The following is a 12,392-nucleotide window of genomic DNA, read 5'->3' on the forward strand; positions in this document are numbered from 1 at the left end:
ACGCCCGGTTACATTCCGAACCCGGAAGCTAAGCCTTTCAGCGCCGATGGTACTGCAGGGGGGACCCTGTGGGAGAGTAGGACGCCGCCGAACAAATATTGGGAAAACCCCGCACCTCACGGTGCGGGGTTTTCTGCGTTTCAGGGCCCTTTCAGGACGGCTGCACCAGCTTCGTGTCGTACGCCAGGATCACCGCCTGGACACGGTCCCTGGAGCCCGTCTTGGCCAGGATGCGGCCCACATGCGTCTTCACCGTCGACTCGGCCAGATGAAGGCGCTGCGCTATCTCCGTGTTGGTCCAGCCCTGGCCCATGACCATGAGGATCTCGCGCTCGCGGTCCGTGAGCGAGGCCAGCCGCGGGTGGGAGGCGTCGTCGGACGGGGCATCGGCCGCGGTCCCGGCCGGCAGATGGTGTACGTACGCGTCGAGGAGACGGCGGGTCAGACTCGGGGCCACCACGGCGTCGCCCGTGGCCACCGCGCGGATGCCGGAGAGGAGCTCCTCCGGCTGGGCGTCCTTCACCAGGAAACCGGAGGCACCGGCCCGCAGGCCGGCATAGGCGTATTCGTCGAGATCGAAGGTGGTGAGGATGAGCACCCGGGTGCGGTGGCCGGCGGCCACGATGCGGCGGGTCGCCTCGATGCCGTCGAGACCCGGCATGCGGACGTCCATGAGGACGACGTCGGGGTGGAGTTCGGCCGTCAGACGGACGGCCTCCGCGCCGCCCGCGGCCTCGCCGACCACCGTCATGTCGTCCTGGCTCTCCAGGAGCATCCGGAAACCGAAACGCTGAAGGGGCTGGTCGTCGGCGATGAGGACGGTCGTCACTGCGGGGGTTCCTCCGGTAGGTACAGGTGAACACGCCAGCCCCGGTCGGGGCGCGGGCGCGGGCCGGCCTCAAGTGTGCCGCCGTACAGGGATGTTCGCTCCCGCATCCCCGTCAGTCCACGGCCGTCGGAGAGTGCGGGGGCCGGGCCGCCCCGGCCGGTGTCGGTGACGGTGAGGCTGACGGCGCCACCGGCCCCGTAGGCGAGGTCGATCCGGGCGGTCGCGTCGGGGCCGGCGTGCTTGAGGGTGTTGGTGAGGGCTTCCTGGATGACGCGGTACAGGGCGAGTTGACGGCCCGGTGGGAGGGAGGCGTCGCCCTTGACGGAGGTGCGGACGGGCAGGCCGGCCTTGCGGACACCGTCGACCAGCCGGTCGAGGTCGGTGAGGGCGGGCTGCGGGGCCAGCTCGGCCTGCTCCTTCTCCTCGTCGCGCAGGACGTCGAGGAGGCGGCGCAGTTCGCCCAGGGCCTGGCGGCTGGTGGTGCCGATGGCGTCGAGGGCCTGGGCGGCGCGTTCCGGGGACTTGGCGGCGGCGTACCGGCCGCCGTCGGCGAGGCCCGTGATGACGGAGAGGTTGTGGCCGATGATGTCGTGCATCTCCCGCGCTATGCGGGCCCGTTCGGCGGCGGCCGCGAGCTGGGCCTGCTGGTCGCGCTCGATCTCCAGGCGGCGGGCACGGTCCTCGAGGACCTCGGTGTAGTTGCGCCGGGTGCGGACCGTGACGGCGATGAGGGCCACCACGCCCATGGACAGCAACTGCGAGCCGACCTGCTGGTTCCAGGGGCCCACCTCCTCTCCGTACCGGACCAGCGTGACGCACGTCGGGACGGTCATCAGGACCGTGGCCCACCACAGGTTGCGCAGCGGCAGGCGCAGGGTGATGTGGAAGAGCAGGGCCAGTTGCAGCAGGGAGACCTGGAGGGCGGCGCCCGTCCAGGTGTTCACCACGGCGACCGGAGCCACGGCGAGGAGCGCGGCGCGGGGGTGACTACGACGCCAGAGCAGGGGGACGGAGAGGCCGAGACTCAGGGCGAGGACGAGACCGCCGGGGACGCCGGGGTCCTGGGCGACGCTGCGCCAGCCTCCGCCGGCGTAGTCGATCAGGGCGGCCGTCACCCAGAAGCCGGTGACATGGAGGTCCCACACGAGCGGTCGGCGTCGGTCGAACGCACGCACCCGCCGGTTCACGCGCTGCACGTACTCGGTGAGCGGCTCGGCCGCTCGCTCTTCCCCCACGGGCTCCATCCGACCATGATCGGGCCCGCCGGCGCGGCGGGCGTCCGTCCGGGACCGTATATGAGGTGAGGGGCGTGGTACCGGGGTACTACGGTGGCCGCATGAGTGCCTCGGTTCCCGGTGACTACGTGATCCGGTCCATACGTGCCGACGAATGGCCCGCCGTGAAGGAGTTGAGGCTGCGCGCGCTGCGGGACCCGGTCGCGCACCTGGCCTTCCTGGAGACCCACGACGACGCCGTGGGCCGGTCGGACGCCTACTGGCAGGAAAGGGCGGCAGGTGCCGCCGAGGGGGCGTCCGAGGCGCAGCAGATCGTCGCGGAGGGGCCGGGCGGGCAGTGGCTCGGCACGCTGACCGTGCTGATGGAGGAGGCCGGGACGACGGACTGGGCCGGTCTCCCCGTGGACCGCAGGCAGGGGCACGTCGTCGGCGTGTTCGTGCGGCCCGAGTGGCGGGGGAGCGGGCTGACCAAGGCCCTGTTCGACGCCGGTCTCGAGTGGGCGTGGGCCGCCGGGGCCGAACGGGTGCGGCTGATCGTGCACGAGGACAACGGACGGGCCCAGGGCTTCTATCTCAAGGCGGGCTTCGCGCCGAGCGGCCGGACCGTGCCGCTGGCGGGTCGGCCGGAGGAGATGGAGCTGGAGTTCGCCGTCGAACGCTGATCCCCCGCTCCCGCGGCCCCCGCCCCGGGTCCTCCGCGCTTCCGGTCCCGCTACACCGGCAGTTCGTCGTGCGGCCAGCGGGCGCGGCCCTGTTCCCGGGACCGGAGCAGGGCCAGGGCCGGCATGCCCCGGTCCGCGCCGGTGGCCAGCAGCTCGGGGAGCTGGGGCAGCGGGGCCACGGCGGCGACGTCGTCCAGGACGAGCAGGAGTGGTGGGTCGAGCCGACCGGAGGATGACCGTTCGGCCATGCGCCGGCCGCGCTCGACCACGCTGGAGACGAGCGCCGTCAGCAGCGGCATGGCGCCCGGGCTCGTCCGGGGGTCCTCGATGGATTCCCCCACCACGTAAAGCGTGCCCTGTTCGTGGACGAAGGAATCCAAGGCGAGGGCATCAGTTCGGTTGGGAGTGCACGCCTCGCGGATGTTGACCACGGAGAGGGCGGCCAGAGCACGCGTGGTCAGCTGCTGAGCCATGTCCCGGCGTTCGGGATGGGCGGTGAGGGCCGCCTCCAGTTCGCCCGCCGCGCCGGGGGCGGCCTTGGGGTTGGTGCGGAGGATGCGTACGGCGTCCTGGATCTGGCCGCCCTGGGACCAGCGGTGGACGTGGCGGATGGTGCGGCCGTCGACGGCGGCCGCGTGCAGGTAGCTGCGCAGGAGCGTGGTGGCGGTGTCGCTGACGGCCTGGTCGAGCCGTGCGGTGGGCCGGACCGGGGTGAGGAGCGCGGTCGCCCTGGCCACCGCCGTCGGCTTGTCCTCGCAGCCCGCGATGGGGGACCAGTGGAGGCGGGCCGGGGTGTCGCAGAGGTGCGTGGGGTCGTAGAGGAGGACCGGGCCCAGTTTGGCGCGCGCGTCCTTGGTGTCCTGCCACAGGGCGGGGTTCGACGTGACGACGAGGGCGGGACCGTCCGCGTCGCTCACGGCCTGCGCGGCGGTGGAGCGGCGGCTCTCCCGTGTGCCCAGCAGGATCTTCTCCCGTCCGCCGTGTCCGCCGTCGAGGGGGGAGGCCGTGGGCGTCCGCTCCGTCGCCGGCCGGGCCTGCGGAGCGTCGGCCGGTGCGGGCTCCGGGGCGGTCCTCGGGGGCGGCACCTCGTGGCGGGGCGGCTCCGCGGGTGCCTGCGCCGACGGGGCCGGGGTCCAGGCCGGGGCGGTCGGGCCGGGCGGCGGGGGCTGCACGGGCCCCGCGGCCTGTACGGGCCCCGCCGCCTGCGACGGTCCGGACGGCGTGCGGGGAACGGGGGGCGGTGGCACCTGGCCCGCCGGTGACTGCGCGGCCCGTCGCCGCTGCCGAACGGCCCTCCAGCGGGCCACCGTGCCCATCACGAACACGGCCAGGACCACGAGGATCATCAGCTGGCCGATGAGCAGCCCCCAGAACAGCCCGTATCCGGAGAGGCCCTCCGCGGGAGCGTCCGGCCAGGCGCCGGTGATGTCGTGGGGCTCGGCGATCAGGTGGCGCATGGCCAGGGGCGTACCGGCGAAGGTGATGCCGGCGGGCCAGGAACCGTGGGCGAACAGGCCGGCGAGGCCCGTCGCCGACCACACCAGCAGGGTCATGCCGAGGAGGAAGGCGAGTATGCCGACCAGCAGGCCGTCGGGAATGCCCCCCTGCTGCCCGGGCCGCTGGTCGCGGCGGTCGTCCGGTCTCATGGGTCCCTCCCGCCGCGCCTACGCCACCGTCGATTCGGACGAGTCGCCGATGTGCTGCTCCATGAAGGCCGCCGCGCGCTCCTCCGCCTCCAGCTCGGCGGCGCGCAGGGCGTCGTCCGCGAGGTCGGCCGAGGACTCGGTCATCGCCCGGTCCGTGAAGACCAGAGGGCGTTCGGTCTCGGTGATCAGGTGCTTGACCACCTGGACATTGCCGTTGACGTCCCACACCGCGATGCCGGGGGTGAGCGAGGGGATGATCTCCACCGCCCACCTGGGCAGGCCGAGCACCCGGCCGGTCGCCCGGGCCTCGTCGGCCTTCTGGGCGTAGATCGTCCGTGTCGACGCCATCTTGAGGATGGCCGCGGCCTCCCGGGCCGCCGCGCCGTCCACGACGTCCGACAGGTGGTGCACCACCGCCACGAACGACAGACCCAGCCGGCGCCCGAACTTCAGCAGCCGCTGGAACAGCTGCGCCACGAAGGGGCTGTTGATGATGTGCCAGGCCTCCTCGACCAGGAAGATGCGCTTCTTCCGGTCGGGGCGGATCCAGGTGTGCTCCAGCCACACGCCGACGATGGCCATGAGGATCGGCATGGCGATGGAGTTGCGGTCGATGTGCGACAGGTCGAAGACGATGAGCGGCGCGTCGAGGTCGATGCCGACGGTCGTCGGGCCGTCGAACATGCCGCGCAGGTCGCCGTCGACGAGCCGGTCCAGTACCAGCGCCACGTCCAGGCCCCAGGCCCGTACGTCGTCTATGTCGACGTTCATCGCCTCGGCCGACTCCGGCTCGGGGTGGCGGAGCTGCTCGACGATGTCGGTCAGGACGGGCTGGCGCTCGACGATGGTCTCGTTGACGTAGGCGTGCGCGACCTTGAGCGCGAAGCCGGAGCGCTCGTCGAGGCCGTGCCCCATGGCGACCTCGATGATCGTGCGGAGCAGGGCGAGCTGCCCCGTCGTGGTGATCGCCGGATCCAGGGGGTTGAGCCGGATGCCGTGGTCCAGGGCGGCCATCGGGTCCAGCCGGATGGGAGTTATCCCCAGCTCCTCGGCGATCAGGTTCCACTCGCCCACGCCGTCCTCGCCCTGGGCGTCCAGGACGACGACCTGGCGGTCGCGGAAGCGGAGCTGGCGCAGCACGTACGTCTTCTCCAGCGCCGACTTGCCGTTGCCGGACTCGCCGAGGACGAGCCAGTGCGGGGCCGGAAGCTGCTGGCCGTAGAGCTGGAAGGGGTCGTAGATGTAGCCCTTGCCGGAGTAGACCTCCCGGCCGATGATCACGCCGGAGTCGCCGAGGCCCGGTGCGGCGGTGGGCAGGTAGACGGCCTGTGCCTGGCCCGTGGAGGTGCGGACCGGGAGGCGGGTCGTCTCGACCTTCCCGAACAGGAAAGACGTGAAGGCGTCGGTGAGGACGGACAGCGGGTCCCGCATCAGGCTCAGCCCCTACCTTCGGATGCCGGTGGCGAACGGAAGTGTGTTCACGAAGGCGCGGTGGTGCTCACGGTCGCACCATTCCAGTTTCAGGTACGACTTTCCGGCGGAGGCCCTTATCGTCCGCTTGTCGCGGGCGAGCGCCTCGGGGGAACGGGAGGAGACGGTGATGTAGCCGACCAGGTTGACGCCGGCCGCGCCGCTGGCGAGGTCCTCGCCGCGCTGGTCGAGGCGGCTGTGGGCGGCGATGTCGCGCGGGTCGACGGTCCGGTTCATCTTGGCGGCGCGGGAGGCCTCGGCCTCGTCGTTCGTCTTCTCGGTCAGCATGCGCTCGATGGCCACCTCGGTGGGTTCGAGGTCCATCGTCACGGCGACCGTCCGGATGACGTCCGGGGTGTGCACGAGCAGCGGGGCGAGGAAGTTCACGCCCACCGGGGTCATCGGCCACTCCTTGACCCACGCCGTGGCGTGGCACCAGGGGGCGCGGGTGGAGGACTCGCGCGTCTTGGCCTGGAGGTAGGTGGGCTCCATGGCGTCCAGCTCGGCCGGCCAGGCGTTGCGCTTGGTCATCGCCTGGATGTGGTCGATCGGGTGGTCCGGGTCGTACATGGAGTGGATGAGGGAGGCGAGCCGGCCCTGGCCGAGCGGCTGGCGCACGCGGATGTCGGCCTCCTGGAGGCGCGAGCAGATGTCGGTCAGCTCGCGCGCCATCACGACCGCGAGACCCGCGTCCCGGTCCACCTTGCGCCCGTTCTGCGCGCGGGCCGCCCGGGCCATGGTGTGCGCCTCGGCGGCCAGTTCGCGCGTGTAGTGCATGCAGGCGATGAGATAGGCGCGGTGCTGCTCGCTGCTGGTGGACACCATGGACTGGAGCTGGTCGTACGACTGCTGCAGCCACGGCAGTGCCTTGTCGTCGCCGCGCTGGGCGACGTCCTTGGCGTGCGCGTCCGGGTCGGCCGGGAGGGTGCGGGCGAGCATCTGGATGCGGGTGACGAAGCCGTCGCCGTTGGCCACGTGCTTGAGCAGCGTGCCGAAGCGGTCGACGAGGGCCTCCTGGTCCTCGGAGTCACGCAGGCCGACGCCGGGGCCCTCGATCTCGATCGCGGCCGTGACGGTCTTGCGGTCGGCGTGCAGCAGCACGGCGATCTCGTCCGGCCCGAAGGGCGCGGCCAGCCAGGTGATGCGGCCGATGCCGGGCGGCGGGCCGACCTCGATCTCCCGGCCGTCGAGCCGGGTGCCGGCCTCGACGGCACCGGAACGGTAGGTGGTGCCGTTGCGCAGGGTCCGCTTGAAGCTGCGGTTGATCTCGAACCACTTGTAGAACGTGCGGTGCTTGTACGGCACGTAGACCGCCGCCAGCGCGATCATCGGGAAGCCCATGAGCAGCACGATGCGCAGGGTCAGGACGGGGACGAGGAGACCGCACATCATGCCGAGGAACGCGCCCGCGATGATCAGCGCGATCTCGCCGGTCTCGCGGTTGCGGCCGACGATCGCGTTCGGCCGGGCGCGGCCGATCAGATACGTACGGCGGGGCGTGACCGGATGGGACATGTGGGACTCGGTCGTCAACGCCCGTCACCTCCTGAGCTGTTGCTGGTGCCGCTGTTGCGGGTGTTACTGGCATGGGGCGTGTTCACCGGGCTGCCGGAGCGCGGTGCGGGTGCGACGGAGGGGACACTTCCGCCGCCGTTCGAGGGGCGCGAGCTGTGCGCGGCGACCCCGCCGGACGCGGGGTTGGAGGGGCGGGACCCGGAGGAGCTGGACTGGCTCCCGCCTCCGCCGCTGCCGTTGTTCCGGGTGCTGTGGGTTCTGATGCCCTGGGCGACGAGGTTGGCCGGCGAGCTGATGACGGCGGCGGCCTTGCCCTCGGCGCCCTGCATGATGCGGTTGTTGCGGGAGCCGGCGAGCTCGTCGCCGAAGCCGGGCACGAAGCGGTAGATCATCGCGGAGGCGAAGATGGCCAGCAGGATGATCGCGAGGCCGGAGACGACGGCCGAGAAGGCGTCGGGGCCGTCGTCGGCGGACAGGGCACCGGCGAGGCCCAGCACGATGACGATGACGGGCTTGACCAGGATCACGGCGATCATGATCCCGGCCCAGCGGCGGACGTGGCCCCACAGGTTCTTGTCGACCAGCCCGGCGTAGACGACGGTGCCGAGCAGGGCGCCGACGTAGAGCAGGGCGGCGCGGATGACGAGCTCCAGCCACAGGATGCCGGCGGCGAGGATGGAGACCAGGGAGACGACGATCAGCATGATCGGGCCGCCGCCGATGTCCTCGCCCTTCTTCAGGGCGCCGGAGAAGGTGCCGAAGAAGGTGTCCGTCTGGTCGCCGGTGGCCTTGGCGAGGACGTCGGTGACGCCGTCGGTGGCGGAGACGACCGTGTAGAGGATGAGCGGCGTGAAGGCCGACGCCAGGACGGTGAGCCAGAGGAACCCGATGGCCTCGGAGAGCGCGGTGGTGAGGGGGACGCCGCGCACGGCCCGCTTCGCCACCGCGAGGAGCCAGAGGAGCAGCGTGAGGATCGTCGACGCGGCGAAGACGACGGCGTACTGCTGGAGGAACTTCGGGTTGGTGAAGTCGACCTTCGCGGTGTCCTGTACGGCGGCACTGAGCTTGTCGATCGTCCAGGACGCGGCGTCGGCGCAGCCCTTGGCGAGGGAGGAGAGGGGGTCGAGGGTGGAGGTGAGGCTGGGGGCGTCCCCACCGGTACCTCCGGTGGAACCACCACCGGATTCCCCGCGCTCGCAGTACTTCTTGGCGGGGCCGGCGATGAGCGAGCAGGGATCCTCGGACTTCGTCGGTGTCGGAGTGGGATCGGCGAAGGCGTGCGTCGCCCCCAGGACAGCAGCTGTCTGTGTGGCGAGCACCAAGCCGGTGAGCTGGAGCGTGCGGTATCGGCTACCGGGCATAGCTGAAGCCTCCGAATTCCTGGACCGCCTTGCTCATCTCATCGGCCCCGGACACTGGGCTGTCCCCCGGAACGGGGGTCGGGCCGGTTTTCTGACTGGTCTCGAGGACTTTCCAGTCGTTGCCGCTCCACTTCAGTTTCATGACGACGGTGAACCAACTGCTCGTCACCGGGTTGGTCGTCTTCTCACCCGCCAGCCCGAAAAGACCGTTGCACCACACCTCGACTGTGGCTGCACTGTCGCTGATGGCGGTGACCTTGGTGCCGGCAGGTAGCGTGCGATTGACGAACGTGCTGCCCGAAGGTGCTCTACCGTCCTCACCGAGGCCGATCTTCTGCAGGAAGCTCGCCGAGTAGTCAGCGTCGAAGCCTGTCTGGAGTTGATTGACGGACCCGGGGTCGGAGATGGCTTGCACGATCTCGTGACGGCGGGCTGTGTTGAACATCCCGTCGGAGCCCAGTGCTACCGCGTAGTTCGCGGCTGCGCTTTGGGCTCCCTGTTGGTCGTGGGGGAAGCCCGTGGGGATGCCGGCCGTCTTCGTGGTCGTCGGCTGCCGGCCGGAGGGCGCCGTCGCCGAGGTCTTCGGCTTGTCGCCGGTCGTCGCCTCGTCGGAGCCCGCGGAATCGTCTCCTCCACGGTTCGCGAAGGCGATCGCGGCGATCAGCAGGACGACCACGCCGACCACGGTGACCAGGCTCCGCGAGGACGTGCGTCCACCGCGGCGGGCGCCTCCGTAGGCGTCGCCGCCGTTGTCGGGCAGCCGCGTCCGTGTCTGGCCCGTGCCGCCGTAACCGCCGGAGGACTGGTGGTCGTCTCCGAGACTCATGCCGCGTACGCCCCCTCGACGTCGTGCGGGAACACCTCGTACCCCATGCCGTAGAAGTATGACGGTAGCGGTGCTGGCTCCCGTTCGGGCGCGGTGTGGTGACTGGACATCAGGGAAACGCAACCTCAGCCGGTGGGCACGACGGGCGGGTGGGATGGAGGGGGAGCCGGGCGCGCCCGGCGGGGCCGGTGGACCGCGCGCCCGCCTACACGGCCATGCCGTACACGATGGTGAAGAGCGTGCCGAGCGAGCCGATGATGAACACGCCCGTCAGGCCCGCGATGATGAGGCCCTTGCCCTGTTCGGCGCTGAAGGTGTCCCGGAGGGCCGTGGCACCGATGCGCTGCTTGGCGGCGCCCCAGATGGCGATGCCCAGACAGAGAAGGATGGCGACGGCCATCACCACCTCGATCATCACCTTCGCCTCGTTGCCCAGGCTGCCGAAGGGGCCCCAGTCCGGAGCGATCCCTCCGATGATGGTGTTGATGTCTCCCTCGTCGGCCGCAAAGAGCATGTAAGTCACCGCCCCTGTTGGGTAGTTCCGCGCCCTCTGCCTTCGTGCAGAGGTCAGGCCTCATTGTCGCCGACAACGGCGCCGTCGTATGTCGACTTGGCGTCATTGATTGGCGGGTTTCGTAGGAATAGCTTGCCACCGGACCGCGCCGGACCCTCGTAGGGTGGCGCGGACCGGTATGCAAAGATTCGTATCGTCACTCTGTGTATCACGCTGCGTCACGGTGGGCAATGAGGTGGGTCCGCAATGTGCCGCGCGGTCCGTCGTCGGCCACTCCTGCGGCTCCGCCGCTCCGGTGGGGGCGCGCCCGCGTCGAGTCGAGTGCCCTGCGGGCCAGGTGAAATAGCGTCACACTCGGATGACGTGGCCTGGGGACCGGTCGGATGGGGAAGGGTTGGGCCGTGCGCAAAGTGTGGTTCATCGGCGGCGCCGCAGTCGGACTGGGCGTCAGTTTCGTGCTGCTGCTGGTCGTCGGGGTCTACATCGTCGCCGGGAACCTCGCGGGCGGTGTGGGCGGCGGGGTCAAGAACCTGGCCAAGGGGTCCGTGCCGGCGGCGTATCAGGGGCTCGTGCAGAAGTGGGGCAATCTGTGCCCCGCCATCAACCCCGCGCTGCTCGCCGCACAGCTCTACCAGGAGAGCGGGTTCAACCCGCAGGCCCGGAGCGTGGCGGCCGCGCAGGGCATAGCGCAGTTCATCCCCGGGACGTGGGCCACGCACGGCATCGACGGGGACGGGGACGGCGACCGGGACGTGTGGGACCCGGCGGACGCGATCCCGTCCGCGGCGTCGTACGACTGCTCCCTCGCGTCCTACGTGAAGGACGTTCCCGGGAACGCGACCGAAAACATGCTGGCGTCCTACAATGCGGGCGCCTACGCGGTCATCAAGTACCAGGGTGTGCCGCCGTACAAGGAGACCCAGAACTACGTCAAGGTGATCACGACGCTGGAGAAGAGCTTCGCCGCGCCCACCACGCGGGTCGATCCCTCCGAGCAGGCCGCCGGGGCCATCGCGTACGCGCAGAAGAAGCTGGGGACGCCCTATCTGTGGGGTGGGAACGGGACCGCCGACCAGGGCGGGCGGTTCGACTGCTCGGGGCTGACCAAGGCCGCGTACGAGAGTGTCGGGATCAAGCTGCCCCGGGTCGCCAACGACCAGTACAACGCGGGGGCGCATCCCGCGCGGGACGAGCTGCTGCCGGGGGACCTGGTCTTCTTCTCCGACGACCTGACCAATTCCCGGGCCATCCGGCACGTGGGGATCTACGTCGGCGGCGGGTACATGATCGACGCGCCGCGGTCGGGGGCCGTGATCCGGTTCGACCCGGTCGACACGCCCGACTACTTCGGTGCGACCCGGGTGACCGAAGATGGCGCGAAAGCGTTGCCCACGACGGTGTGAACCGAGCGTGAACCCATCCCCTGAGCTGCGATGACGTATCTCTCTTCGATAACGTCTGCGTGATCATTCGGTGGAGCGTGGAACGTATCAACGGGGACCGTGCGTTCCTGTTGTCGTGTAGGTGTGCGGCGCACGAGGAGAGCGGGCGGATCTACGACCACGGGGGTGGCAGGAGAGGCGTGCGCAAGGTGCGCCGGAGGACATGACGAAGGGGCCGCAGCACCATGGCTGGACTCGCCGAATCCGGGTCGAACCCCGACGTCGAGCTGCTCTACGACATCAACGGACTGGCCAAGGACGCGCCGCACTGGTTCGACCGGGTCATGGAGTTCGTCGGTGAGTACGGACTGCTGTTCGCGATCGTGCTGCTGGTGCTGTGGTGCTGGTGGGGTGTGCGGCGGCGGGGCGGCGCGGACGCGGCCTCGTCCGTGGCCGCGCTGGTGTGGGCGCCGCTGGCGGCCGGCATCGCCGTACTCGTCAACGTGCCGATACGGGGCTTCGTGGAGCGGCCCCGGCCCTTCAAGGACCACGAGGGGCTCGAGGTGCTCGTCTCCGGCAAGGACGACTTCTCCTTCGTCAGCGACCACGCCACGCTCGTGATGGCGCTGGCCGTCGCGCTGTTCGTCGCCAACCGGAAGTTCGGGATCGGCGCGATCGTGCTGGCCCTGTTCGGCGGCTTCGCCCGGGTCTACATGGGTGTGCACTACCCGACGGACGTCATCGGCGGCTTCGCCCTCGGCACGGCCGTCGCGCTGCTGCTGTCGCCGGTCGCCATGGCCCTGCTGACGCCGCTCGTCAAGGCCGTGGAGCGGTCGCCGCGGGCGGGATGGCTGGTCAGTGCGCGGGGGCGAAGCGAAGCGGGGCGCTCCGTGATCCCGGGTGCCCGGCAGGAGAACGCCGGGGCGGAGGAGCGGGACCTCGCCGCCTAGGA

11 protein-coding genes and 1 rRNA gene are annotated in these 12,392 nt (G+C 70.7%); 4 read left to right on the plus strand and 8 right to left on the minus strand.

The features are described 5' to 3' along the window. A 5S ribosomal RNA gene (gene rrf / locus ACFWJB_RS21335) occupies positions 1-93 on the plus strand; the annotation flags it as partial. 58 nt (positions 94-151) lie between these two features. Here the strand turns inward: rrf and ACFWJB_RS21340 are convergent. Next, the gene (locus tag ACFWJB_RS21340; protein WP_385458048.1) at positions 152-829 is read right to left on the minus strand and encodes a response regulator; all 678 of its coding nucleotides are present in this window, start codon (positions 827-829) and stop codon (positions 152-154) included. Continuing rightward, entirely contained in the window at positions 826-2,073 is a 1,248-nt protein-coding gene (locus tag ACFWJB_RS21345) for a sensor histidine kinase (RefSeq protein ID WP_386924041.1), read from the minus strand. The genes ACFWJB_RS21340 and ACFWJB_RS21345 overlap by 4 nt, the downstream gene beginning before the upstream one ends. 92 nt (positions 2,074-2,165) lie before the next feature. On the opposite strand from ACFWJB_RS21345, the gene ACFWJB_RS21350 reads away from it, so the two are divergent. Then, positions 2,166-2,726, plus strand: coding sequence for a GNAT family N-acetyltransferase (locus ACFWJB_RS21350; RefSeq protein ID WP_385458052.1), 561 nt, complete (start codon positions 2,166-2,168; stop codon positions 2,724-2,726). Positions 2,727-2,776: 50 nt separating this feature from the next. Here ACFWJB_RS21350 and ACFWJB_RS21355 read toward each other — a convergent pair whose 3' ends face one another. From ACFWJB_RS21355 to ACFWJB_RS21380, 6 genes are all read right to left on the minus strand, one after another. Further along, on the minus strand, positions 2,777-4,372 hold the full coding sequence (locus ACFWJB_RS21355) for a TraM recognition domain-containing protein (protein ID WP_386924044.1): 1,596 nt from the start codon (positions 4,370-4,372) through the stop codon (positions 2,777-2,779). Positions 4,373-4,390: 18 nt separating this feature from the next. Beyond that, entirely contained in the window at positions 4,391-5,803 is a 1,413-nt protein-coding gene (locus ACFWJB_RS21360) for an ATP-binding protein (protein ID WP_385458056.1), read from the minus strand. 12 nt (positions 5,804-5,815) lie between these two features. Next, positions 5,816-7,357, minus strand: coding sequence for an SCO6880 family protein (locus ACFWJB_RS21365; protein WP_385458203.1), 1,542 nt, complete (start codon positions 7,355-7,357; stop codon positions 5,816-5,818). Between the two features lie 14 nt (positions 7,358-7,371). Then, a complete protein-coding gene (locus tag ACFWJB_RS21370; RefSeq protein ID WP_386924046.1) occupies positions 7,372-8,718 on the minus strand; it encodes a hypothetical protein in 1,347 nt (448 codons plus the stop codon). Beyond that, positions 8,708-9,544: a hypothetical protein gene (locus ACFWJB_RS21375; RefSeq protein WP_386924048.1), complete on the minus strand. Its 837-nt coding sequence runs from the start codon at positions 9,542-9,544 to the stop codon at positions 8,708-8,710. The genes ACFWJB_RS21370 and ACFWJB_RS21375 overlap by 11 nt, the downstream gene beginning before the upstream one ends. A gap of 205 nt (positions 9,545-9,749) precedes the next feature. Beyond that, positions 9,750-10,058 carry a hypothetical protein gene (locus ACFWJB_RS21380; RefSeq protein ID WP_019526682.1) on the minus strand — a complete coding sequence of 103 codons (309 nt, stop codon included), beginning with the start codon at positions 10,056-10,058 and terminating at the stop codon, positions 9,750-9,752. Positions 10,059-10,441: 383 nt separating this feature from the next. Here ACFWJB_RS21380 and ACFWJB_RS21385 point away from each other — a divergent pair, with 383 nt between their 5' ends. Beyond that, a complete protein-coding gene (locus ACFWJB_RS21385) occupies positions 10,442-11,461 on the plus strand; it encodes an NlpC/P60 family protein (RefSeq protein WP_386924051.1) in 1,020 nt (339 codons plus the stop codon). Positions 11,462-11,685: 224 nt separating this feature from the next. Further along, on the plus strand, positions 11,686-12,390 hold the full coding sequence (locus ACFWJB_RS21390; protein ID WP_385458063.1) for a phosphatase PAP2 family protein: 705 nt from the start codon (positions 11,686-11,688) through the stop codon (positions 12,388-12,390). Positions 12,391-12,392: the final 2 nt, after the last annotated feature.

The sequence above is a fragment of the Streptomyces sp. NPDC127100 genome (assembly GCF_042724095.1).
Taxonomy (GTDB): Bacteria; Actinomycetota; Actinomycetes; order Streptomycetales; family Streptomycetaceae; genus Streptomyces.

What these genes read in the sequence shown, in the direction of transcription:
- ACFWJB_RS21385 (WP_386924051.1), top strand. Translation starts at nt 10,442, where the DNA reads ATGGGGAAGGGTTGGGCCGTGCGCAAAGTGTGGTTCATCGGCGGCGCC.
- ACFWJB_RS21370 (WP_386924046.1), bottom strand. Translation starts at nt 8,718, where the DNA reads ATGCCCGGTAGCCGATACCGCACGCTCCAGCTCACCGGCTTGGTGCTC.
- ACFWJB_RS21345 (WP_386924041.1), bottom strand. Translation starts at nt 2,073, where the DNA reads ATGGAGCCCGTGGGGGAAGAGCGAGCGGCCGAGCCGCTCACCGAGTAC.
- ACFWJB_RS21375 (WP_386924048.1), bottom strand. Translation starts at nt 9,544, where the DNA reads ATGAGTCTCGGAGACGACCACCAGTCCTCCGGCGGTTACGGCGGCACG.
- ACFWJB_RS21355 (WP_386924044.1), bottom strand. Translation starts at nt 4,372, where the DNA reads ATGAGACCGGACGACCGCCGCGACCAGCGGCCCGGGCAGCAGGGGGGC.
- ACFWJB_RS21360 (WP_385458056.1), bottom strand. Translation starts at nt 5,803, where the DNA reads ATGCGGGACCCGCTGTCCGTCCTCACCGACGCCTTCACGTCTTTCCTG.
- ACFWJB_RS21380 (WP_019526682.1), bottom strand. Translation starts at nt 10,058, where the DNA reads ATGCTCTTTGCGGCCGACGAGGGAGACATCAACACCATCATCGGAGGG.
- ACFWJB_RS21390 (WP_385458063.1), top strand. Translation starts at nt 11,686, where the DNA reads ATGGCTGGACTCGCCGAATCCGGGTCGAACCCCGACGTCGAGCTGCTC.
- ACFWJB_RS21350 (WP_385458052.1), top strand. Translation starts at nt 2,166, where the DNA reads ATGAGTGCCTCGGTTCCCGGTGACTACGTGATCCGGTCCATACGTGCC.
- ACFWJB_RS21365 (WP_385458203.1), bottom strand. Translation starts at nt 7,357, where the DNA reads ATGTCCCATCCGGTCACGCCCCGCCGTACGTATCTGATCGGCCGCGCC.